Origin of the sequence: Paenibacillus puldeungensis, assembly GCF_042678945.1 — a bacterium.
In the GTDB taxonomy this organism is placed as follows: domain Bacteria; phylum Bacillota; class Bacilli; order Paenibacillales; family Paenibacillaceae; genus Fontibacillus; species Fontibacillus puldeungensis.
The window spans coordinates 104,930-128,112 of sequence record NZ_JBHTLM010000005.1 but is presented as its reverse complement, the minus strand read 5'-3'; the positions used below and the strand labels follow the sequence as shown (position 1 = coordinate 128,112).

24 protein-coding genes and 2 pseudogenes are annotated in these 23,183 nt (G+C 44.5%); 19 read left to right on the top strand and 7 right to left on the bottom strand.

Annotated features, from left to right (window positions below; translation table 11 throughout):
* Positions 1–2: 2 nt before the first annotated feature.
* Together ACFQ3W_RS09165 and ACFQ3W_RS09160 are read left to right on the top strand one after the other, a co-directional pair.
* Positions 3–1,256, top strand: coding sequence for an MFS transporter (locus ACFQ3W_RS09165; protein WP_379318890.1), 1,254 nt, complete (start codon positions 3–5; stop codon positions 1,254–1,256).
* A 32-nt stretch (positions 1,257–1,288) separates the two neighbouring features.
* Positions 1,289–2,311, top strand: a complete 1,023-nt coding sequence (locus ACFQ3W_RS09160) for a DUF2804 domain-containing protein (protein WP_379318889.1) — start codon at positions 1,289–1,291, stop codon at positions 2,309–2,311.
* Between the two features lie 137 nt (positions 2,312–2,448).
* Here ACFQ3W_RS09160 and ACFQ3W_RS09155 read toward each other — a convergent pair whose 3' ends face one another.
* Both ACFQ3W_RS09155 and ACFQ3W_RS09150 read right to left on the bottom strand, forming a co-directional pair.
* Positions 2,449–3,291, bottom strand: a complete 843-nt coding sequence (locus ACFQ3W_RS09155; RefSeq protein WP_379318887.1) for an aldo/keto reductase — start codon at positions 3,289–3,291, stop codon at positions 2,449–2,451.
* 90 nt (positions 3,292–3,381) lie between these two features.
* Positions 3,382–4,590 (bottom strand): MFS transporter, encoded by a 1,209-nt coding sequence (locus ACFQ3W_RS09150; protein WP_379318885.1) that lies wholly within the window; start codon positions 4,588–4,590, stop codon positions 3,382–3,384.
* Between the two features lie 199 nt (positions 4,591–4,789).
* On the opposite strand from ACFQ3W_RS09150, the gene ACFQ3W_RS09145 reads away from it, so the two are divergent.
* The 4 genes from ACFQ3W_RS09145 to ACFQ3W_RS09130 all read left to right on the top strand — a co-directional run bounded on the left by ACFQ3W_RS09145 (position 4,790) and on the right by ACFQ3W_RS09130 (position 8,154).
* Complete coding sequence (locus ACFQ3W_RS09145; RefSeq protein WP_379318883.1) at positions 4,790–5,161, top strand: winged helix-turn-helix transcriptional regulator; 372 nt, start codon at positions 4,790–4,792, stop codon at positions 5,159–5,161.
* A gap of 327 nt (positions 5,162–5,488) precedes the next feature.
* A complete protein-coding gene (locus tag ACFQ3W_RS09140) occupies positions 5,489–5,875 on the top strand; it encodes a collagen-like protein (protein ID WP_379318881.1) in 387 nt (128 codons plus the stop codon).
* Positions 5,876–6,127: 252 nt separating this feature from the next.
* Positions 6,128–7,747 carry a sigma-70 family RNA polymerase sigma factor gene (locus ACFQ3W_RS09135; protein WP_379318879.1) on the top strand — a complete coding sequence of 540 codons (1,620 nt, stop codon included), beginning with the start codon at positions 6,128–6,130 and terminating at the stop codon, positions 7,745–7,747.
* Positions 7,748–7,863: 116 nt separating this feature from the next.
* Complete coding sequence (locus tag ACFQ3W_RS09130) at positions 7,864–8,154, top strand: DUF2642 domain-containing protein (protein ID WP_379319058.1); 291 nt, start codon at positions 7,864–7,866, stop codon at positions 8,152–8,154.
* Between the two features lie 158 nt (positions 8,155–8,312).
* Here the strand turns inward: ACFQ3W_RS09130 and ACFQ3W_RS09125 are convergent, their stop codons facing one another.
* Positions 8,313–8,771: a helix-turn-helix domain-containing protein gene (locus ACFQ3W_RS09125; RefSeq protein ID WP_379318877.1), complete on the bottom strand. Its 459-nt coding sequence runs from the start codon at positions 8,769–8,771 to the stop codon at positions 8,313–8,315.
* A 361-nt stretch (positions 8,772–9,132) separates the two neighbouring features.
* Here ACFQ3W_RS09125 and ACFQ3W_RS09120 point away from each other — a divergent pair, with 361 nt between their 5' ends.
* The 5 genes and pseudogenes from ACFQ3W_RS09120 to ACFQ3W_RS09100 all read left to right on the top strand — a co-directional run bounded on the left by ACFQ3W_RS09120 (position 9,133) and on the right by ACFQ3W_RS09100 (position 14,013).
* Positions 9,133–10,380 (top strand): collagen-like protein, encoded by a 1,248-nt coding sequence (locus tag ACFQ3W_RS09120; protein WP_379318875.1) that lies wholly within the window; start codon positions 9,133–9,135, stop codon positions 10,378–10,380.
* A 289-nt stretch (positions 10,381–10,669) separates the two neighbouring features.
* Positions 10,670–11,440: pseudogene (locus tag ACFQ3W_RS09115) on the top strand (isocitrate lyase/PEP mutase family protein).
* Between the two features lie 406 nt (positions 11,441–11,846).
* Positions 11,847–12,680, top strand: a complete 834-nt coding sequence (locus ACFQ3W_RS09110; RefSeq protein ID WP_379318873.1) for a class I SAM-dependent methyltransferase — start codon at positions 11,847–11,849, stop codon at positions 12,678–12,680.
* A 37-nt stretch (positions 12,681–12,717) separates the two neighbouring features.
* Positions 12,718–13,611, top strand: coding sequence for an AraC family transcriptional regulator (locus ACFQ3W_RS09105; RefSeq protein ID WP_379318871.1), 894 nt, complete (start codon positions 12,718–12,720; stop codon positions 13,609–13,611).
* Between the two features lie 141 nt (positions 13,612–13,752).
* Complete coding sequence (locus tag ACFQ3W_RS09100) at positions 13,753–14,013, top strand: hypothetical protein (protein ID WP_379318869.1); 261 nt, start codon at positions 13,753–13,755, stop codon at positions 14,011–14,013.
* A 184-nt stretch (positions 14,014–14,197) separates the two neighbouring features.
* On the opposite strand, the gene ACFQ3W_RS09095 is transcribed toward ACFQ3W_RS09100, so the two are convergent.
* Positions 14,198–14,758 (bottom strand): GNAT family N-acetyltransferase, encoded by a 561-nt coding sequence (locus ACFQ3W_RS09095; protein WP_379318867.1) that lies wholly within the window; start codon positions 14,756–14,758, stop codon positions 14,198–14,200.
* A 177-nt stretch (positions 14,759–14,935) separates the two neighbouring features.
* Between ACFQ3W_RS09095 and ACFQ3W_RS09090 the strand changes: the two genes are divergently transcribed.
* The 5 genes from ACFQ3W_RS09090 to ACFQ3W_RS09070 all read left to right on the top strand — a co-directional run bounded on the left by ACFQ3W_RS09090 (position 14,936) and on the right by ACFQ3W_RS09070 (position 18,508).
* Complete coding sequence (locus ACFQ3W_RS09090) at positions 14,936–15,202, top strand: MerR family DNA-binding transcriptional regulator (RefSeq protein ID WP_379318865.1); 267 nt, start codon at positions 14,936–14,938, stop codon at positions 15,200–15,202.
* A gap of 280 nt (positions 15,203–15,482) precedes the next feature.
* Positions 15,483–16,055 carry a bifunctional transcriptional activator/DNA repair enzyme AdaA gene (locus tag ACFQ3W_RS09085; protein WP_379318863.1) on the top strand — a complete coding sequence of 191 codons (573 nt, stop codon included), beginning with the start codon at positions 15,483–15,485 and terminating at the stop codon, positions 16,053–16,055.
* Positions 16,042–16,947 (top strand): DNA-3-methyladenine glycosylase family protein, encoded by a 906-nt coding sequence (locus ACFQ3W_RS09080; RefSeq protein WP_379318861.1) that lies wholly within the window; start codon positions 16,042–16,044, stop codon positions 16,945–16,947. The genes ACFQ3W_RS09085 and ACFQ3W_RS09080 overlap by 14 nt, the downstream gene beginning before the upstream one ends.
* Entirely contained in the window at positions 16,944–17,438 is a 495-nt protein-coding gene (locus tag ACFQ3W_RS09075; RefSeq protein WP_379318859.1) for a methylated-DNA--[protein]-cysteine S-methyltransferase, read from the top strand. Before ACFQ3W_RS09080 ends, ACFQ3W_RS09075 begins: the two co-directional genes overlap by 4 nt.
* 227 nt (positions 17,439–17,665) lie before the next feature.
* Positions 17,666–18,508, top strand: a complete 843-nt coding sequence (locus ACFQ3W_RS09070; protein ID WP_379318857.1) for an alpha/beta fold hydrolase — start codon at positions 17,666–17,668, stop codon at positions 18,506–18,508.
* An 88-nt stretch (positions 18,509–18,596) separates the two neighbouring features.
* Here ACFQ3W_RS09070 and ACFQ3W_RS09065 read toward each other — a convergent pair whose 3' ends face one another.
* Complete coding sequence (locus tag ACFQ3W_RS09065; protein ID WP_379318855.1) at positions 18,597–19,043, bottom strand: MarR family winged helix-turn-helix transcriptional regulator; 447 nt, start codon at positions 19,041–19,043, stop codon at positions 18,597–18,599.
* Positions 19,044–19,266: 223 nt separating this feature from the next.
* Here ACFQ3W_RS09065 and ACFQ3W_RS09060 point away from each other — a divergent pair, with 223 nt between their 5' ends.
* The 3 genes from ACFQ3W_RS09060 to ACFQ3W_RS09050 all read left to right on the top strand — a co-directional run bounded on the left by ACFQ3W_RS09060 (position 19,267) and on the right by ACFQ3W_RS09050 (position 21,965).
* Positions 19,267–20,307: an NAD(P)-dependent alcohol dehydrogenase gene (locus ACFQ3W_RS09060; RefSeq protein WP_379318853.1), complete on the top strand. Its 1,041-nt coding sequence runs from the start codon at positions 19,267–19,269 to the stop codon at positions 20,305–20,307.
* 57 nt (positions 20,308–20,364) lie between these two features.
* Positions 20,365–20,952 (top strand): sugar O-acetyltransferase, encoded by a 588-nt coding sequence (locus tag ACFQ3W_RS09055; protein WP_379318851.1) that lies wholly within the window; start codon positions 20,365–20,367, stop codon positions 20,950–20,952.
* 131 nt (positions 20,953–21,083) lie between these two features.
* Positions 21,084–21,965 carry an AraC family transcriptional regulator gene (locus tag ACFQ3W_RS09050; protein ID WP_379318849.1) on the top strand — a complete coding sequence of 294 codons (882 nt, stop codon included), beginning with the start codon at positions 21,084–21,086 and terminating at the stop codon, positions 21,963–21,965.
* A 144-nt stretch (positions 21,966–22,109) separates the two neighbouring features.
* On the opposite strand, the gene ACFQ3W_RS09045 is transcribed toward ACFQ3W_RS09050, so the two are convergent.
* The gene (locus ACFQ3W_RS09045) at positions 22,110–22,535 is read right to left on the bottom strand and encodes a MaoC family dehydratase (RefSeq protein ID WP_379318847.1); all 426 of its coding nucleotides are present in this window, start codon (positions 22,533–22,535) and stop codon (positions 22,110–22,112) included.
* 294 nt (positions 22,536–22,829) lie between these two features.
* Positions 22,830–23,110: pseudogene (locus tag ACFQ3W_RS09040) on the bottom strand (IS1595 family transposase); the annotation flags it as partial.
* Positions 23,111–23,183: the final 73 nt, after the last annotated feature.

The window sequence follows — 23,183 nt, the reverse complement described above, 5'->3', positions numbered from 1 at the left end:
GGATGCTCGTCTGGATTCTTGGAATGGCCGGTCAAATATGCTGGAATATCGAGAATTCCTGGTTCAACACCTATGTGTATGACAAAATTGCCAAAGATCCTGCCATTATTTCATGGATGGTTGGCGTAAGCGCCGTCGTCTCGACACTCGCTGCTTTTCTTGTGGGTACGTGGAGCGACCGTATAGGCAAGCGCAAGCCGTTTATTGCAATCGGTTACATTTGTTGGGGAGCGCTCACGATTGCTTTTGGCTTGGCGGAGTTTCTTCCCAAGGATCCGCTGATCGTTGCCGTCGTCTTCGTTGTAGCGGCTGATGCCGTAATGAGCTTCTTCGGCTCTACGGGTTATGACGCCGGTTACAATGCATGGACGACCGACATCTCGAACGCGAGTAACCGCGGTAAGCTCGGGGGCGCATTCGCCGCCATGCCCGTGCTCGCTACGATCTTCGGAGCTATCGTATCAGGGATGATTGTCGATGCGTTCGACTTTTTTCCTTTCTTCGCTCTGATGGGCGGCATCGTGATGCTGACGGGAGTGTTTGCGCTCTTCACCCTTCGGGACCATTCCCGATTGACCGCTAGAAAGCATGAGGGTGGTTATGGGGCGCAATTCGCCGAGGTGTTTCGCATCCATACCGTTTTGGCGAATAAGGAGCTATTCTGGGTGTTCATTGTCAATGGCGTATATTTTATCGGGTTCAACGTTTATTTTCCTTACATTACGATCTATCTGAACAACTACTTGAATATGGACTACGCGATGGCCGGAACGCTGCAGGGAGTCGGGCTGCTAGCCGCCATCTTCTTGACGATTCCAGTGGCGAAGGTGATTAACCGCGGCCGGATTGCTCCGGTAATAGGGTACGCGATCGCCGCCAATATCGCCGGCCTCGTCCTCATTTCGATGTTCTCGAATCGTATGGTTCTGCTAATCGGCATTTTCGGTGCGGGCATAGGCTATGTGTTGATGGTGCAAACCATAACTGCTTGGATCAAAAATCTGTATCCCGAGCACCAACGCGGCCAATTTGAAGGGGTCAAGATGGTGTTCGCCGTATGTGTGCCCATGGTGATCGGACCGCTGATCTCGGGTTATTTCATTAACCGTTACGGGGTTCACATGGAGATCGATGGCGTAGCAGGCATGGTTCCAACCGAATCGTTATTCATCGTCTCGGCGGTCATGACGCTCCTCACTCTACTCCCGCTCATCCCCGCGGCCAAGCATGCGAAGAAGCGGCTGCATGCCTTATAAACGAGGCTACTTAATTGTGGAGGGATCGACTTATGCAAAATCGGATTCATACGCCCGGTCCTTTACTGGGCAGCGACGGTATCCTAATGCAGCGTGGATACTCGACCCAAGCCGTTCTCACCTTCAATCGGGAGGCCATCAAGGCGCCGCCCTGGCGCGTGAAGGAATGGGACTTCTATCAAGTGTCGAACGATCAGTTTTGCTTGCAGATGACCATCGGGCATGTCTCCTACGCCGGCGATGTATCCGTGAGGCTCTTCGAGTTTGAAACTGGTAAACGGTACGATATTTCGAACATGCTTATATTTCCATTCGGTCGGTTGAAGATGCCGACAACAGCCGAGCAAGGCGATCTGATGTATCGAAAAAAGGGCTTCCTCATGCAATTTCAAGTGACGGACGGAGAGCGCAGGCTTATTTGCAAGTCCGACGGCAACGGCAAGCAGTTACCAATCGACATCGATATTCGGCTAATTCAGCCTGATCCTACCTCGATTGTGATGGCAACGCCATTCGATGAGGATAGACGCTTTTTCTATTACAACCATAAAATCAATGGTATGCCTGCTAGCGGTGTTGCCCGAATTGGGGAGCAGGAATATCAGTTCGAGGCCGATACCGCCTTCGGTCTTCTTGATTGGGGCCGGGGCGTATGGCCGTTCAGTCATGAGTGGTTCTGGGGAAGCGGCAGCGGTTATACCTTCGGCAAACGGTTCGGCTTTAACATCGGCTATGGCTTCGGCAACACGTCCGCCGCCACGGAGAACATCTTGTTCTATGACGGTGAAGCGCATAAGCTCGGCCAGGTTCACTTCGACCTGCAAGGAGGCGGCGGTTACATGGCCAAGAAAACCTTCACCAGCGATGATGGGCGATTCGAGATGCAGTTCACGCCGATCTATGATCGGTACACAGAAACGAAGCTGAAAATTATTGATACACATTGCCACCAAATTTTCGGAAGGTTTAACGGGAAGGCCGTTTTGGACGACGGCACGGTCATCGAGGTTAAGGATCTCGTGGCCTTTGCGGAGCATGCGGTCAACCGTTGGTAATGGGACTTTAACACAGTCCCTAATTGATGATGGACAATGGGAGTTGATAGTGAGGAGCTTATCAATTATCACTAATAAAAATTAAGATGCTCTCATAAAGGAGGGCATCTTAAGATTTTAACCGATGAACCAAGGCTTTAAAAATCAAAGTTGTCAGGGTCTGGTCCCACTCGATGATTTTGATTCAGACTATTAATACATTCCATATCTTCCTTCAATAATTCGAAGTCGAATATATTTGAGTTCTCGATAATTCTTTGTTCCTTTGTTGATTTTGGAATAGTGATAACGCCATTTTGCAAATCCCAGCGTAATATAATTTGTGGAACCGTTTTGCTATACTTTTTAGCAATTTCTATTAAAATGGGGTCGTTTAATAATTGACCTTGCATTAAAGGTGACCAGGCTTCTAATTGAATTTCGTTATCTTGACAAAAAGTTTGAACTTCCTTTTGTGTTAAGCGTGGGTGGTATTCCACTTGATTTACCATTGGTTTTACTTGTGCCTCTAGCATTAAGTCTTTAAGGTGGTGAACCTGGAAGTTACTTACTCCAATAGCTTTTATTTTTCCTTCTTTATAGAGAGTTTCAAGCGCTCTCCATGCCTCTTTGTACTTGCCTTCTACAGGCCAATGTATAAGGTAAAGGTCTAAATAGTCAAGGCCAAGTTTTTTCAAGCTTGTTTCATACGCTGCTATCGTTGCTTCGTAACCTAAATCGGAACTCCACACTTTAGAAGTGATAAATAATTCTTCTCTAGAGATTCCAGCATCCTTTATTCCTTCCCTTATGGCTTGTCCAACACCAGCTTCATTTTCATAAATTGCAGCAGTATCTATACTGCGATATCCATGCTTGATTGCAAATTTGATGGCATTGACAAGTTCGGGACCTTCTTCAACTTTAAAAACCCCAATACCCAGCCAAGGCATTTTGATCCCATTATGCAAAGTTGTTGTACTCTGTAAACTTTTACTCATTTATAAGACCTCCAATTATTAATGATTAAAATGAAGCGATTATAAAAATACCCTCGCATCACCACCTTGTTTGCTTGAAAAAGCAGCCTTTTAGATAGCAAGCTCTTTTGTTTCTTTTCGCTGCTCTTTGCCTTCGAGCGATCTACTCCAACCCGTAAGTAGGACAGCCGCTAAAACCATGAGCGATCCAATCCATGTAGTATGAATAAGACCGATCGAATCAGTAACAAATCCGCCTAAGAAGGAACCAATCGCAATGCCAGCATTGAATGCAGCAATATTAATAGCCGATGCTACATCTACCACAGCAGGGACAAAACGCTCTGCTAATATGACAACATACACTTGTAATCCCGGCACATTCATAAAAGCCATCATGCCCATTAAGAAAATGGTTATCAATCCAACTATTTTAAATGGTGCTGTAAAATATAAAATTAATAGGATAATCGTTTGGACAATAAACATATAAAATAAAGCCTTAATTGGATTTTGATTGGATAGTCTTCCACCAATTATGTTCCCAATTGCAATAGCTATTCCATAGACAAGTAAAATCACGGCAACAATGCCTTCTTTAAACCCAGTGATATTTTGTAACAAGGGGGATAAATAAGTAAAGACAACGAATGTTCCTCCGTAGCCTAAAGCTGTAATGATAAAGATAAGCATTAGGCGACCATTTGTGACTAATTTGAACTGATCTTTGAGTGTAGTTTGTTTTCCTTTACGTAGATCGGATGGAACCAGGATACTGTTGGCGATTAGCGCAAGGATACCGACAGCTACGATGACGATAAAGGCTATTCTCCAGCCCAATTGCTGACCGATGAATGTTCCGAAGGGTACCCCTGTGACAGTTGCTACCGTAAGCCCCGTGAACATGATCGATATCGCACTAGCTCTTCGATTTTCTGGAACTAGATCCGCTGCAATCGTGGAGCCGATTGACATGAAAACACCATGTGAAAAGGCAGAAATAACACGCGCTACAAGTAAAACTCCGATATTTATAGCAGAAGCAGCGATACTATTTCCAATAATAAAAATCACCATAATCCAAAGTAGTAAAGATTTTCGTGGCATCTTGGAGGTCATAGAAGTTAGGACAGGTGCTCCAAAAGTTACTCCTAGGGCATATAAAGAAACGGTTAGGCCGGCTGTCGTGACAGATATATTTAAATCCTCTGCAATTAATGGCAGGAGCCCCACACTGATAAATTCGGTGGTGCCAATGGCAAATGCACTTACTGCTAGGGCAAGCAAGGCGAAGGTGCTTCGCTTTTTATCTAAAGACATTTTTTCCTCCTGAAATATGATATTGGGTTAGTGCGCGCACTTCATGAAACCGATAAAAATTGGATACTGTTATGTCTAACCCGCAAATGCTATTATGAGATAAAAGGATATTAAAGAGAAGTACGCACTTTTAAGTAATATAGATACTTAAAAGTGCCATAGGAACTTTTTAGTGCCTATATATTAGGAGGAACTTACAATGCAACAGAAGAAGTACAATATTTCGGTAGAAGCAACTCTCGAGGTCATTGGTGGAAAATGGAAATGTGTGATTTTATGTCACTTAACGCATGGAAGGAAACGCACAAGTGAATTGAAACGTCTGATGCCAAACATTACTCAAAAAATGTTAACGCAGCAACTACGTGAATTAGAAGAAGACGGAGTCATTCATCGAATTGTTTATAACCAAGTTCCTCCCAAAGTGGAGTATGAGCTAAGTGAATATGGTTGGAGTTTGAAAGAAATTCTGGATTCTTTATGTGCTTGGGGAGAAAAACATATTACCAAAGTTTACGGAAATAAATTTGATGTTTTAGAAGAGAACATACTGAATAAGCATCTGAAGTAATTTGATATTAAGCCTCATGTGGTTGTAGGCTGCGCCGGAACCCGCAATCGTTACTGTGCAAGGGTATAAACGCGAATAGTGTCGTACCTGAAGAGGTGAATGCCGTGAGGCATTTGATAAAATTGGGTGGTACCACGTGAGCACAACTCTAATTGACGCAAGTCGGATTGAAGAAGAGCTTAGTTCATTGGAGAAGCAAAACATGTAGCTAGAGAGGAAAGGGCCATCCATCGGATGGCGGGGATTTCTAATTGGGCATTCGCCCAAGCGCCCTTTCCGCGAATGCATATAATGATTATGCCTATTCATTGAAAGGAGCGATCACATATGGGATTTTTTCCAACGCCGGGAAGCAGCGGAGGATTTCCGGGATTCCCGGGCGGACCAAGCGTGCCAGGAGGGCCGGGGTTTCCAGGTGGATTTCCGGGGACTCCGGGATTTCCGGGGGGTGCACCGGGAGGCGTTCAAGCGCCGACGGCTCCTCCACCGCAATTCGTACCGCAAATGTCGGCCACCACATTTGCTGTTGACCCCGGCGGGATCAGACGCTGCCTGTTCCGTAACACATACGTTTGGCTGAACAACGGCGAGCAATTCTGGTTCTTCCCGGTATTCGTCGGGCGTAATTCTATTGCAGGGTTTAGATGGTTCGGTTATTTCTGGGCGTACTTTGGCATAGATTTGAACCGGATTAGCTCATTCACGTGCTTCTAAGGAAGATAACAAAGAGAACAGCCTGCGGGCTGTTCTCTTTGTTTTGGGGCAGTCCGTGTTTGCTGCTATGATTTAATGTCTATCGAAGTAGGTTCGCCAGTAACTTATTAGATATTATTTTTACATCGTTGCTGTTACAGTTTTTGAAAGAAAGCACTCGAAGCGAAAGTTTTTTTCTCATTTACCCAACCTTTTTCGTTTTCGCTGCAGTATTTAATGGAGTGCCATTCAAGAAGAAGGAGCTTTCAAGTCATGGATAAACCCCAAGCCGACCGTGTTATCAAGGATTACATCAAGCCGCTGTACGGATTTGCCTTGAACAAAACGGGCAATATCGCCGAAGCCGAGGAGCTGGCGGGAAGAATGACGCTGGAGGTATATCAGACGCTTCTCAAAAAGTCAGAATTCCTTGATCTGAACAGCTATGTCTTTAAGATCGCGCATTATGTGTGGGCGAAATACGTTGGTGAGAAAGTGAAAGTGTCCAACCACTTGCGGATAGATGACAACGAGGTGATGTCCAATGACGAGGGCTTGGACGCGATGATCCGTCAAGAGACGGCTGGCGCATTGCGGCGGGAAATCGCTTTTTTATCTCATCAGCAACGGGAAATCGTAGTCAAGTATTATTACGGCGGCATGAAAATTAGCGAGATCGCGGCTGCGATGGGGCTTTCCGGGGGCACGGTCAAATGGCACTTATTCGAAGCGAAAAAGGAGCTGAAACAAAACATGAACACCATCCGATCGATGGGAAATCTCGGCATCAATCCAATCCGCATGGTAGGTTTAGGGCATAGTGGATCCCCGGGGAACAAAGGCGACACCTCCGACTTTCTGGCGACGACAATCCGGCAAAACATCGCCTACTCCGCTTATCACAAACCGCTTACCGTAAATGAAATTGCCGAGGAGCTGGGCATTTCGCCTGTATTTATCGAGGATGAAATCAATTTTTTAGAAGAGTATGGTTTTATGGATCAACTCTCGGGCGGGAAATATCGTACTAATATGTACATTGATGATCCGTCCCAAGCAAAAAGTGAGGCACTGCACCGTTTGTTCACAGAGTATGCTGAGATGGCTGTCGAGCATTATTTCAAGGCGTTTTTCTCGATGGCTGAAGTGTTCCAAGACACGGGTGTTTACATTCCAGACGGCGATGTCAATTTGTTGTTATGGAGCCTCATCCCGTATGCCGGTAAACAGTTGAGCTTCAAAGAACTCAATAAGGTGAGTCATGAAGAAGTTTCCGTCAGCCGAAAAGATGGCGGCGATTACGTGGCATATGCAACAATTGACAGAAAGTTTGATGTCAGCTTTGATCGCAACCTATATTATTGGTGCGGCGATATGAATCGGGAATCCGATGAGCTTGCCATGAAAGCATGGCAGTTCGACATGTGGTGGTGCGGTCGGCAGGGCGGCTGGAGAGATAATCTGAATTCGGATTTTATCAACTTGGTGCACGTGATTCATGGGGATTTGCCGCAAAACCATGCGAATATCGATATCTACCGTCGTCTATTCGACAAACACTATTTGCTTCGAAAGGACTCGGGCTTTGAAGTAAATATTGTCTATTGTAAAGATAAGCAAACCGGAGAACGTCTGCAAGCGGCGATTCCACAACCGTCCGAACGAATCAAAGAAGCTGCAAGAAAATTGGATCAGGAGGTCTACCGTTTGTATCTTGACGGTCAGCCAGAACATGCGCATAAATATGTGCGTTACTGGTCGCAGAACAACATGGCGTCAGGAACCATGCGCGTCTACGTACTTAAGCATTTAATCGATATTGGAATGTTAAAAGTCCCTGACCCCACCCGGCAAAAAGGCATTTCCACGATCCTGTTCATGAATGGCAAATGAGGTCAAGGGTAGGGCCGTCCGTATCAAATTTAACAAATATATCGTGAACTCTTTCGTGGGCGGGCTCATACATTGGTTTGTATGAATACCAAAACGGAGGGATTCAATTGAATAACATGGTACCATCATCTGTAATGCCTCAAATGACAATGGGCATGAACCAGCCGATGCACTCGATGCCACCCACTATGCAACAGCCAGTTCAGGTCGTCGTCATCGAGCCTTACGTGTACGCAGCCGTGCGTAGTCTGATCGGAAAAAGAGCGGTTCTCGACACGGTTCGGGGATCAGTAAGCGGTATGGTAGTTGACGCAAAGCCGGATCATGTCGTAATTCAAGAAAGGGATTCAACCTTCTTCGTTCGCTTGTGCGAGGTTGTCTGGATCATGCCAGAAACCGGAAAATAAAAAATATTATTATAACAAAATAAAGCGGCTGCCGCTGATGGCCCCAAGCCATGGCTGCAGTCGCTTTATTCATCTTTCTTCGTCGTATTCGACGGCATGTCATTTTAACAGGACTTCGTCGTGTAGGAAATCGATTTTACTGAACTGCTCGTTTCACATTACTGTACTGCCTCCCCAACCGCTGAAAGAACTTTACCAACAAAGGCGGGTGTTCCCCAAATAATATACCGTCCTTTTTTCTCCTTCTCATCGAAAAAGTATTGGAACTTCGCTTTTCCCCGCGCAGGGTCCGCTTGATTCATGTGCCGCATGATGATTTCGGAGATTTTTAAGGCCTCCAGGTTTTCAACATAACAATCGAGCACTGTACATACTTGAAGTTTTCCCTCAACCTCGCTGTCTTTTCCTTCCATAAAAGCCTGAATGTCGTCCATAGCTTCTGATTTTAGTTCATCAATTTTACTGCCCATAAACATTTCTGCATCCTCCTTTCTAATTCTCCATTCTCCTCCGACTTTTGTCGCTTTTAGTTGGTTCTCTCGGATGTATCTTCTGATCGTTCTAGGGTGCATTTCGAGCATCTGGGCGAATTGATCGACGGTTAGTAAATCAGCCATTTGAACACCTCCATGTCCGTTTGATTACATATTAGTACTTATTGTTAGTTATTTAAAGACCTAAATGTAATAATAGGGAATCGTGAGCGCGAGGGGGAAGAAGAAACTTTATCGTTTCAATGATCACTTCTTTGTTTGTCTTCAGAACCCAATATTCTTAAAATAGTTTTTAGTCCAGCCAATTACCGGCTATTCGTCCATGCCCGAGATAAACGACTTACGTACACTGAACTATATTTATAGGGAGGTGTCGTTATTGAGTTGTCTGGATAGAAACAAACGCTGTAAAAAGAAAATCGTAATTGAATGCCGCCCAAAAGGAAAAAAGAAAAAACGTCGACTTCGAGTTTGTAAAAAAATAGTGCGGGTACCGTGTCCCCCTCCTAAAGGACAGCAATTACTTCAAGAACTTGCCGGAGCAATTGCAGAAGCTGGGCCCCAAGGATTTGCTGGCGCACTTGGACCTCAAGGAATAGCGGGACTTGTAGGAGCGATTGGTGCAATTGGACCTGAAGGACTTGCCGGAGCACTTGGCCCCCAAGGAATAGCAGGACTCGTAGGAGCAATTGGTGCACTTGGCCCCGAGGGACTTGCAGGAGCACTTGGCCCCCAAGGAATAGCAGGACTTGTAGGAGCAATTGGTGCACTTGGCCCCGAGGGACTTGCAGGAGCACTTGGCCCCCAAGGAATAGCAGGACTTGTAGGAGCGATTGGTGCACTTGGACCCGAGGGACTTGCAGGAGCACTTGGCCCCCAAGGAATAGCAGGACTTGTAGGAGCGATTGGTGCAATTGGACCCGAAGGACTTGCAGGAGCACTTGGCCCCCAAGGAATAGCAGGACTTGTAGGAGCGATTGGTGCACTTGGACCCGAAGGACTTGCAGGAGCACTTGGTCCTCAAGGAATAGCAGGACTTGTAGGAGCGATTGGTGCAATTGGACCTGAAGGACTTGTAGGAGCACTTGGCCCTCAAGGAATAGCAGGACTTGCAGGAGCAATTGGTGCAGCAGGGTTGGCAGGACCAGCGGGACCAGCGGGACCAGCAGGACCAGCAGGACCAGCAGGACCAGCAGGACCAGCAGGACCAGCAGGACCAACAGGACCAGCAGGACCCGAAGGACTTGCAGGACCAGTAGGACCAGCAGGCGCAACGGGACCAGCGGGACCAGCAGGACCGACAGGTGGAGTAATAGGCTTTGCAGATTTTTTTGCCTTGATGCCTCCTGATAATGCAGCAACTGTCGCTCCCAACACGGACGTAAGTTTTCCACAGGACGGTCCAATCAGTGGGACTGAAATTACGCGTGTAAATGCGAGCTCATTTAACTTGGCGACAATTGGTACTTATCAGGTTTTGTTTCAGGTAGGTGTAAATCAACCGGGCCAACTCATTTTAACACTCAACGGCGCTGATCTGGCTTATACGGTGGTCGGGCGTGCAACAGGTACTTCTCAAATAGTAGGAATGGCTCTTGTGCAAACAACGGTCATTAATTCAGTACTCACAGTTCGAAACCCTGCTGGCAACGCCGCGGCACTCACGATCACTCCATTAGCAGGAGGAACAAGGCCAGTTTCCGCACATCTTGTTATTACGCAAATTGCATAGACGACAACCCGGGCCGCCGAATGCTTCGACGGCCTTTTGAAATTACGCGCTTTGTTTGACCGATAGACCCGTTAAGCTGAACTGTATCACAAATAAGGGCAAGTTTTTTTGCGGAATTCCTTGTGGCGCATGGATTTGAATATATATGTGTAGATAAAAGAAGAAGTGAGGCACAATGGCTTCGCTTCTTTTGTTTTATAAAACAGACCATAAAAGCAAGAATGGGGACGAGATCGGGGGCGAAGACTTGTTAGAATGATTCTAATAAACATAACGAGGAGGAAATATGATGAGCAAAATTCAGAAATTCAAGGAGCTGCATTTTTCAGAGGATATCTTGTTTCTAGGAAACGCCTGGGATTTGCTTTCGGCCTTAATACTTGAGAAAGCAGGATTCAAAGCCATTGGTACGACCAGTTGGGGGATCGCTAACTCACTAGGATATGCGGATGGAGAATTGATTAATTTTGAAAGGCATTTAGGAATCATTAAAACTATAGCAGAGAACGTAAAGGTTCCAGTGTCTGCGGATATTGAAGCGGGGTACGGAGAAGATAGGCAAACCATTGTGGATCATGTGCTAAGGACAGCAGATACAGGGGTTGCTGGTATCAATATTGAGGATTCACTCAAAACACAAAATGGATTAAGAGAGATCGCTGAGCATTGTGACCTTTTAAGGAATATAAGGGCGGCGTTGGAGAGCCATGGATATAAGGATTTTTATGTTAACGCAAGAACGGATACATACCTTCAAAGACAAAATCCTCTATTGTAGACGATTGAGCGAGCGCAGGCCTACGTTGAGAGTGGGGCTAGTGGGATTTTTATTCCCGGTTTAGTGGAAGAGAATGAGATTAAAGAAATCACAATGAATCTTAATGCTGCACTGAATGTGATGTCATTACCTGGCCTAACAAACTGTAATAAGCTCAGAGCATTGGGCGTAAGACGATTTAGCTTTGGGAATGCCCTATCTGATAAAGTGATTGCTTACATGGAAAAGAATGCGGCTGAACTTCTGGAGCATATGGATACCTCTCATCTGTATGAGAACTAGTACTGTTTTCGACCTCGCCTGAAGATTTTTTTGAATAGATACGTGGTATTCGGATTTAAGAGCGAGGCGTGAGGGCCACTCTTTATTCGCTAAAAAGGGATCATAGTATATGAGGTCTGCAGAAGTCTAAGTCTACAGACCTTTTTTGCTTTAATAAGCGAAGCGTCTTCTGCATTTCGGGAGGCACTACTTCAAGTAAACTTTGACAGAATAACTATAATGAATTTTTACATTTGTACTAAAAATTATTCCAGTTAAAATCATAGTGAAATACAGTTTTCCTGCTTTTCATTAAATGTCGAAAGGGTGATGATAGATGAGTAATATAACAGTTTTGTCCGTCCGTTTCATTTCTTGGAGGGTGATTACTGTGCTTTAACCCTCCTGAAAAATAGGAGGTAAATCTGTGAACAGAGATTATATCGCAAAACATTGGTATGCCAGTGTGTATGAACAGTTTGAAAACCAAACACACGACGTCGATTTTCTGTTAAAGGTACTTACAGAGCAAACGGGAAATCAACCACTGAATATACTTGAAGTTGCCTGCGGTGGGGGTAGGATCTGTGTCCCTCTAGCAATGGCGAATCATTTCGTTACAGGCTTTGATGCCGATGAGCATATGCTCCTGCGCTGTTATCGCCGAATGGAGGGTTTGCAGAATATACGCTGTTATCAGGCGGATGCAGCAACTTCCGGTTGGGGTGTCGATTTTGATGTTGTAGTCATGGCAGGCAATATCCTGATTAACATTGAAAGCAAGATGGACTACAAAGAGGCGCAAAAATCCCTTATTAAAAAAGCTTCAGAAGCCCTTCGCACGGGTGGACACCTTTATATGGATTTTGACTTGCATTATAATCCAACTGATCGATTCAATAGCTTACAAGAAAGCAGCTATTTCAAAGGGACAGACGAATTGGGCACGACGGGTTGCACCGTTACCTATGGCAGCGTGTATGATCCAATAACCCAGATTTGTACCGGAACGGGTCACTGGGAGCTCATCACAAATAGCGGTGAGCAAATCATTATGCCCAAGTGTTGGTATAAGCACATTCCTACGCTAACGCAAGTTTACGATTGGCTGTCAGATGCCGGTTTTACCATTGAGCGCACCTATCAAAACTACACGGCTGAACCGATTCTGAAGCCGATCGTTGAGGCTACAAGTCGCGCTATTATATGGGCAAAAAAGGCATGCATTATTTGCGCATCATCTGCAAGGATTTTTATCTGAATAACTGATTAACTAATATCAGAGGGGAGGGAACGGGATGACATGGGTTGAAAGAATGAATAAAGCGCTCGACTATATCGAAGATAACCTCTGCACGGATATTGATATGACAAAAGCAGCAAGGATTGCTTGCTGTTCCAACTCCAATTTTCAGAGAGTATTTTCAATAGTAGCAGATGTTTCCTTGCATGAGTATATCAGACGTAGGAAGATGACCCTTGCTGCTTTTGAGCTACAGAACAGTAACATTAAGATTATTGACCTTGCGCTAAAGTATGGTTACGACTCTCCAGAATCTTTTACACGAGCCTTTAACCATATTCATGGGACAACGCCGTCATCGGCGCGCGATAAAGGCGTGATTCTCACAGCCTATCCCCGAATCTCTTTCCTACTGACAGTTAGAGGAGTTGTTCCGATGAATTACAGAATTGAATCAAAGGATGCATTTGTTGTTTATGGTATCGAAAGTATTATGACCACGGATAACGGGGAGAATTTCAATTCTATACCTCAATTTTGGCTAGATGCACTTAGTGACGGCAGGATCGACAAACTTACCAGATCAACGAACATGATTCCAGAAGCACCGAACAATTTATGTTTGGTCAATGCTATTTGCGATTACCGTCCGGTTGAAGGTAATAATTCGTTTCCTTATATGCTTTTCGCCTATAAAACAAGCAAAAGCCAAACGGAGGGGTATGAAGAAGTGATTGTTCCAGCTGCAACATGGGCGATTTTCAGAACTGAAAATCATACAGTGGCTGGTACAAGCGAAGCTATTCAGAATCTTACCAAGCGAGTATACACCGAGTGGATGCCGACGGCCGATTATGAAAAGATTGACGGTTATGAATTGGAACTGTATTACGGCAACGGCAGCACATGCTGGAGCGAAGTGTGGATTAGGGTAAAACCAAAGAGATAGTTAACAAGAGTAACTAGCATATTGGGAGGTCTTTAAGAGATCTCCTTTTTTGTTGTTTTACGTGTCTTGTGTAACCATTCATTAGCCCTACCGTATAGATTAGAAAGTCATTATTGAGAATCCAGGGGAGGCGGGTAACTTATGAAAGATCAGTTTATAGCGGCTTTGCAGCAAAATAGCTTGGCTGAAATGAGAAAAGTACCCAAAGCAGATTTACACAATCATATCACCAGGGGCGGAAATAAGAGATATATTGAGGATTGGTGTGGTGTAAAGATACCTGAGTGCCCGAAGTTTGCAGATCTGCATGAGATGAATCAGTGGAATGCTATGCATATAAAACCTGTGTTAATGGGTCGAATTACAAGCCATACAGGACATCCATCGGAGAGTTGCTCCTGAGGTTGTTTTTATCCCGGAGATCGCGTTTTTAACGCATACACCGATGCATGAGACTTCTGAAAAGTTGGACCAGTTCCTAGAGCTTAATTATTTCAAATCCATGGACATTTTAGGTGATGGGTTTGCTGTTCCCGCATTTAAGAAAATTTTTCGAACTGAATGAAATAAGGGAAAGTGCTTTGGCCTAAATGCCTTTGCATGTATACAATTTTGGCTTAAAAAATCGGTAGAGAAAGGCGCCCACAAACTTTTTGAACAGATAGCGGTACTCCTCCAGATCGACTTCGCCTTGATCCACCAAGACCTCGTATAAAGCTCCGCGCTCTATGAGTTGCAGACCTGTATTTATGTAACCATTGCGTACATAGAATTCCCTGCGCTTCAGCCGCTGCTGGTAATTGTCTGACGACTCATCCACGGCTTCTATATTCAGGACGATCCGATTCCCGGGGTACTTTTCTTTAATTCCGGCCAGCACCTTCTGCCCGTAACCCTGCGACCGTAAGGAAGGATCGATGGCCAGATATAAAATAAACGTTAACTGTTGATGCGTAATTAAGTAAGTAAAACCCACAAACTGATTGTCGTCATAGAAGACAAAAAAATCGACAAAGTCTTGCTTGAATTTCATTCGTAAAAACCACAAAGGGATTTGTTCACTTTTAGGAAAAGAAGTGCGGAACAGTTCTTTTACTTTTTCAATTTCCGCAGAATGGCGACTCAAAGATTCAAACCTTAAGCTCATAAGCACACCTCAATTTATAGTTTGTCCCGGATTTAGTAAGGAAAAAGACCCTAGCCTACAATAAAACATAATTTTTTCATGTTTACCAGTGCTCCTTTTGATTTGAATGAAGGACTTGTTTTTGCTCAATTCAAATTGTAAAGTCTATACCAAGTATAGAGTAAAGGGGCTTTTTGTATGAAAACTAAGTTTTCGATTGGCGAAACGGCAAAAATCAATAACGTGTCCATACAAGCCTTGCGGCATTACGACAAAATCGGGTTGCTTACGCCTGCTTTTGTAAATGAAGAATCCGGGTATCGGTACTACGATATGGGGCGGTCTGGAAACCTATACTTCCGCTTACCTGACAATGAACATGGAAGCATTCCGGCAAGAGTTCACCGATTTAGAATTCACCGTGAGCACCATACCAAGGGGAAAATACTTGTGTCTGACGTATAATGAAGACAACAAGAAAGAGAGACTTCAACAAATTCATGCCTTTTTGGCGAAAAACAAAATCGAGACCGATTTGATTCTGGTTACCGAATTATATGATAGTTTCCGGAATCAATCGCTAGAAATACAGGTGTTGGTTGGATGATCGCCGTCCATTTAGACCATAAGAGCAAGATCGAGGATGAAAGGGAAGCCTATTCCTTGATAAAATGGGGCATACCAGTATAAAGAGCCGTAAAATTGAAATAGAGAACCATGGGGATCAAAAAGGATGTGGAGTGACATGGCTGCGAGTATAAACCTATCATTTGAAGAAATGTGGGAGAAAATCATAGCTTGTGATCGTAAATATGATGGTCTGTTTTTTACAGCAGTCAAAACCACGAAGATATACTGCCGTCCTTCCTGCAGATCAAGAAAGCCCAAGAAAGTGAACGTAGAGTTCTATCTTGATATTAACGAAGTGGAAGCTGCTGGCTTCCGCCCTTGCAAAAGATGCCAGCCTGAGGTGGAGCATTCCCCGCATATTGAGATTGTCAGGAATACGATTGCTTTTCTGGTCAATCACTATAAGCAAAATGTGACATTAAGCGATATAGCCGGTCAGGTGGGCCTAAGCCCTTTTTATCTGGAACGCTTATTTAAGCAAGAAACTTCCGAAACTCCGCGTGCCTATTTAGAAAAAATACGTATCGATAAAGCGGCCCATTTGCTTAACTACACCGACCTGACGAATTTGGAGATCTGCTATGAGGCGGGCTTCCAGAGCCCTTCTAATTTCTATAAAGTGTTCCGAAGTTTAAAGAACTGTTCTCCCAGCGAATATCGAAAGGAACTCCAACATGAAGTGGATTGATCGTGAATCGGACATCGTGATTTACCCTCCTAAGGAATTTAGCTTTGAAGAATGTCTAGTTTACTTGGGAAGGTCGGACCAGGAAGTGCTCCATCAGATTGATGAGGGATCTATATATAAGCTAATCAAAGTAAACGAAGCTCTCATTTTGTGCAAAATTAGTTCCGACAATCATTCCATCACGGTTGAATTTCCGATGGGTGTCCCACCGATTCACTCCCGCAAACAAGTGGCAGAGTATATTTGGGAATGGTTTGATCTGGATCAAAAGTTGACTGAGTTCTACCAGATGGCTAGTCAAGACAGAGTATTAAAGACACTTGTCCAAAGCTATTATGGACTACGGGTCATCGGCATTCCCGATTTATTTGAAGCGCTAGTATGGGCGGTTATGGGACAACAAATTAATCTGACCTTTGCTTACACCTTAAAAAGACGCTTTGTCGAGCAATATGGCGAAAGTTTGGTTTTCGAAGGGAAAACGTATTGGTTATTCCCCTCCTGTGAGAGGATAGCATCGCTTCATCTAGATGATTTAAGGCAGCTTCAATTTACGATGAGGAAGGCGGAATATACCATTGGCATCGCTAAAGCTATGGCAAATGGTGAGCTAACCAGAGAGTCCTTACTTCAGAAGAAGGAGGATCAGCAAATCCGCGAATCCTTAATGATGATCCGAGGGATCGGCGCATGGACGGCAGATTATGTGATGATGAAGTGCCTGCATTTCCCCTCTTCTTTTCCTATCGCGGATGTCGGCCTTCATAATGCATTAAAAAATGTATTAGGTCTTGAGCAGAAACCGACGATCGACGAAATCCGGGAATATGCAGTAAACTGGGAAGGTTGGCAGGCGTATGCTACCTTTTATCTGTGGAGGTCCTTGTTATGACACAAATCTATAAATTAGACTATGAATCCCCGATTGGTGTGATCGAGATCGTCGGTACGCATGAAGCGATCCGGTCTATTTTGTTCTCGGAAGAAAGTAAAAAGGTGAATTTCAGGCAGCCTGAAACTCCTCCGGTTTTAGTCGAATGCTATAACCAGCTTGATGAATATTTTCAAGGCCATCGATATGAATTTACATTTTCTTACCAATGTGCAGGGACTGAGTTTCAAAAGACAGTATGGAGCGCATTAACAGAAATCCCTTATGCGAAGACGGGCTCTTACAAGGATATTGCCGTGTCCATTGGGAAGGAAAAAGCGGTCCGCGCGGTAGGAAGTGCAAATGGGAAGAATAAGCTAAGTATAGTCATTCCATGTCATAGAATCATCGGTTCAAATGGGAAGTTGACCGGTTATGCCGGAGGTCTGTGGAGAAAAGAATGGCTGCTTGAACATGAGAAAAATATGGTGAACAAAAATTTGAACGGTTAGTTGGAACCGGGTAATTTAAGCAATAAATAAGGGGGGTGCCGAAATAAGGTGCCCCTCTTAATTTTTCCCAATAGAGATGAATAGTGTAGGAAGTGCTAAGGGGAGAAAAAAATAAATCAAATTTTAACAATTAAATTGTTGACAATATGGTTTTGGTACCATATTATGGGTACATAAGGTTTTGCAAAACATAATTTTGCACAACCTAAATAAGGGAGGGATATCCAATGGCAAAGGTTACGGTTGGACAGGAAAACGGGCATGCGATTGAGCTTCATTATGAAGATGTTGGAACGGGCAAACCGGTGGTGTTGATTCATGGTTGGCCGCTTAGCGGACGATCTTGGGAGAAGCAAGTGCCTGCACTAGTGGAAGCCGGCTACCGCGTAATCACTTATGACCGCCGTGGGTTTGGTCAATCTTCCCAGCCTTGGAATGGTTACGATTATGATACGTTCGCAGCGGATTTGCATAAGTTGATCCTGCATCTCGACCTCCAGGAAGTGACGTTGGTTGGATTTTCGATGGGGGGCGGAGAAGTATCCCGTTACATTGGCACATATGGTACGGAACGCGTGACGAAGGCCGTGCTGGCAGGAGCAATCCCTCCGTTTCTGCACAAAACAGCGAGTAACCCGGACGGCGGATTCGACGACGCGACCATTCAAGGGTTCCTGGATGGGGTAGAAGCCGATCGGTTGGCTTTCCTGGATACATTCGTGACGAACTTCTTCACCTCGGGGGATAGAACCGACTTAGTTACCGAAGCGTTCCGCTTATATAACCGCGATATTGCAGCTTTCGCGTCGCCAAAGGGTACGTACGATTGCATCAAGGCCTTCAGTTATACGGATTTTCGCGATGATCTGAAGAAGTTCAACCTGCCGACGCTTGTCATTCATGGGGACTCTGATGCAATCGTACCGGTTGAGATCAGCGGTCAAAGAGCGCACGAGCAGATTGCAGGCAGTAAGCTCGTGATCATTGAGGGTGGGCCGCACGGCTTCAACGCTACGCATGCTGAGGAGTTTAACGAAGCATTGGTGAAATTCCTGAATACGAACGCATAAATAGGATGAGGGCTGCGCTTCACAGGAAGCGTGACTACTTGACTGTGATTATCCACTCCAGCCATGCTGGGGTGGATTTATTTGTGTGTTATTTGCCTGTCTCGTTTACATTCCGCAAGAGAAGCTGAATGGCCGAATTCAGTTGACGAATCTCTTCATCCTTCATGCCCGAGGCTTGCAGCAGCGATTGCGGAATGCAACCGGCTTTCTCTTGAAGAGCCATGCCCTCCGGCGTAATGTGGATGTTTACGACACGTTCATCATCGGTGTCTCTTTGCCGTGTAATGAGCCCGGCGGTTTCCATCCTCTTCAGCATTGGGGTTAGCGTGCCGGTGTCCAGATCAAGTGCTTCGCCAAGCTCTTTGACCGTACTTGTTTGCTTCTCCCAAAGCGAGACAAGGACCAAATATTGCGGATAGGTCAGCTGAAGCTCGTCCAGGTAAGGGCGGTAAACCCGTAGAATGGCGCGTGAACAAGCATATAACGAGAAGCATAAATGTTCTTCCAGTTTAAGATCATGTTTGTTATTCTCCATATTGCACCTCTCACAATGATTAAAGGTTATGTTATGCCCCATAATACCAGAAATTGGATTACAAATATATATTTTTTAAAATAAAATCTTTCGCAACCTTATATCAAGCCTCGCCGATGCATCATATAAAATGCCGTCCTCCGGAAATTTGTTGCTTGACTTAGAGTTAACTTTAAGGAGTAGCATTGATTTGCAACAGGAGTAAATTATAGGAGGTTTTTATATGATAACTGCTAAAGCAAGGGCTGTCGACGGTCCAGACAAAACATTTCGAGCGGCTGAAATTAAAAGACGGGATCTTGATTCGCATGATGTCCTGATTGAAATTAAATATGCCGGCATATGCCATTCTGATATCCATACAGCTCACGGCGAATGGGGGCCAGTGAACTACCCTCTCGTACCTGGACATGAGATTGCAGGAATTGTCACGGATGTGGGGTCCGAAGTTACAAAGTACAGGGTTGGTGATCGGGTAGGGGTTGGCTGTATGGTTGATTCCTGCGGTGAATGTGAGAACTGTCGTAAAGGAGAGGAACAGTACTGTCTCAATGGGAATATCCCTACCTACGCAGGTGTTGATAAATACGGCGAACCTACACAAGGCGGATATTCCACCCACATTGTCGTAACTGAGAACTTTGTAGTCCGAATTCCGGATAACATCGAGCTTGATGTGGCTGCTCCATTACTCTGCGCAGGTATCACGACTTATTCGCCTCTAAACCACTGGGGAGCTGGCCCAGGGAAGAAAGTAGCGGTAGTGGGAATGGGCGGTCTCGGTCATATGGCTGTCAAGATTGCACATGCTATGGGTGCTGAGGTAACCGTTCTATCGCAAACACTGAACAAAAAAGACGATGGCTTGCAATTTGGCGCAGATCGCTACTATGCCACAAACGAACCAGAAACCTTCGAGAAACTGGCGGGGCACTTTGATTTAATGATTAACACAGTGAGTGCCAAGCTTGATATGGACGCTTATTTCTCCCTTCTCACTCTTGACGGAACCTTGGTTAATGTTGGTGCCCCCGGGGAGCCCTTGTCCGTAAATGTGATGTCCCTTATCGGTCATCGCCGTTCATTTGCAGGTTCAATGATCGGCGGCATCCGCGAGACACAGGAAATGCTGGAGTTCTGTGCCAAACATAATATTGTCCCCAAGATCGAAGTCATTTCGGCTGACCAGATTGATGAAGCCTACAAACGCGTATTAGCTTCAGATGTGAAGTATAGATTCGTAATTGACATTAGCACCATGTGAGTTGTGTAAAGGAAAGGCTCTAACGTTATTGCGATGAATGATAGGTGGTTTTCAAGCATGGACATGAAAGACTTTATCGATTTTTGTAAAAACGGAAATCCAATTTCAGGTGAAGATAAAGAATTGCATCAACTATTAACTCAGTGTAGTTATGAAGCTCAAAAAATAACGATGGCATTGAATACGTCCTATCATTCAAAAGAAGAAATAATAGAGATTTTTCGTGAGTTAACAGGCAATCCAATCGATTCATCCTTCATGTGTTTCCCACCGTTCTATACCGATTTCGGTAAAAACATCACTATTGGAAAAAACGTGTTTATGAACACAGGGTGTTCCTTCCAAGATAGAGGTGGAATTAGGATAGGAAGCGGATCTATGATAGGTATGAATGTCACTATAGCTACACTTAATCACGGGTTATCTTTAGAAACAAGAAATATCACATACCCCTCTCCAGTTACCATTGGCGAGAATGTTTGGATTGGGTCAAGCGCTACAATACTGCCTGGTGTGACGATTGGAGACAACTCTGTAGTTGCAGCGGGAGCCGTTGTTACAAGGAATGTCCCGGAAAATAGTGTTGTTGCTGGAGTCCCCGCGAAGGTTGTAAAAAGGTTAATAGACGGGGCTGACCGACGCTAGATTGGAATAAATCCTGATGCGCTGAGCCGTAACACAAGTAGAGGCAAGTATTTTGGACAAATGAAAGCATTCCAGGTCGGGAACAGATTTACCGGTTTCTCTACAATGAAAACGAAAGGAGAGGTGAGGACTTGGAAACGATTAAGCTGCTTCAACAAGCGATTGATTACGTGGAACATAATCTGAACTCCACCATCGAGATCGAGGACATAGCTAGAGCCGCGATGACATCGAAATATCATTTTCAGCGTATGTTCCATGCCTTAACGGGCTTTACCGTTACCGAATACGTGCGAAACAGGCGTCTTACGTTGGCGGCGGAAGAACTGGTAGGATCGGATAGCAAGGTCATTGATGTCGCGCTTAAGTACGGTTACGAGACTCCAGAGGCATTTGCTAAAGCTTTTCAACGAATGCATGGGGTAACGCCGAACATGGCGAAGAAAAAGAACGTGAAGCTAAAAGCGTTTCCTCGAATCTCTTTTCAAATTCAGATTAGAGGGGAAACCGAAATGAATTATCGAATTGTAGAAGAAAAGGCTACGATTGTAGTCGGAAAAGACGTGGTCATCCATAAGGATGCCAGCACAGAAATCCCCGCCTTCGTGGAGAAGATCTGGAAGGATGGGACGCATGATCAGATTAACGAGTTGGTCGGGAGACCTGCGGGTTCACTGCTGTATGGCTATTATTTCGACTTCAGGGAGGATGGGACCAAACGCTATTTGATGGGAACTGAGCTTCCGGAAGGAAAAGAAATCACAAAAGGGCTCACCACACTTTCTGTTCCTGATCAGACTTATGCGGTATTCGATAGCCGTGAATCGATTCCGGATGATTCGGAAATTGGGCTCGAGATCGTGAATGTATGGAGAAGAATCTACTCCGAATGGTTCCCCTCTGCAGGCTTTGAACAAGTGGAAGGACCCTGCATGGAGAGATACTATTGGAGCGATGATAAAAAGGGAGAATCGATATGCGAGGTATGGATTCCCGTGAAAAAAAAGATATGAAGCATTCCATATCAGCTTGTGGCCACCTGTAAGGTGGCTTTTTTTGTAGGCAATGTTAAATTCCACTGTTAATAATTTACCATAATAAAGCCGCCCTGGGTAAAAAGAGAGGCTTGATTGAGCTATCGTTTCCCGTTAGCTCAATCAATTTTTGACCAAAACGGATAACTCGCCTTCAAAGACCTTCTCATCTTTGTCATTGAAAGTGGACAACAAAACTGTAACGATTCCCGATTCACTCTGCTTTTCTTTAAGCGCTGTTACCTCCACAATGGTATGTATTTCGTTATCGGGGTAGACGGGTTTTACAAACTTAATATTATTCATAGCAGTTCCGGCGATTACATCATTACCATAACTTCCGGTTTCAATCCATAGCTTAAATGAAACTGCTAATGTTTGAATTCCGGAAGCAATGATTCCGTTGAAACGTCCTTGTCCTGCTTTCTCTTCATCCAAATGCATATATTGTGGGTCAAACTCCGATGCAAATCTGGTGATATCCTCTTTAGTTAATCTCATTGATTTTGTATGAAATACTTGCCCGATGTAAAATTCACTAAACCGCATTCATGCACCTCTCGATCAGATTCTTAGTTCTTTTATAATAGAGTACCAGGTATATCAGTTTCAAGCTTACCTGCCCAATAGTTCAACATGCTAAGGGAGCAACTGCCGTGGCAAGCTGCTCCCTTCACAAACATTTCTTCGATAATTCAACGTTCAAAATAGGAAACTTCGTTTATAACCCTCACTTTTCAAAAACTTTAAGATGTTATAATAATTTTTAAATCTTTATTAAACTAACCTGCCCGTTAGCTTAACAAGAATAAGCAGAAAGCCGAAGTTTGGTGTTCGTGTCGGTCACAGTAACCAGGCACGATTTAACCAAACATATTTTTCTTATTCGATGCGGTATTCTCATATTCCTTGCTGTCTAAGTAACGAAACCAAGCCAAATCATGTTGCAAATACTTTATTGCAACACCATTAAAGCGGTCCATCCATTTCTTCAAGCGGCTGTGGTAGTTGTTTACGTTTTGGATATGGTACACACCTTTCACACGTTGTTTCCCGTTGGACTTGAATCGATAATGAGCCAAGCCTTTTGATTTCGCATAGGAACTGAATGACCTCATGCCTTCTAAAAGGAAAAATAGACGCTCAAAAAAGGGTCTTGGTAGTAGACCGCGAATATGGTATATGTTTCAAAAGCTG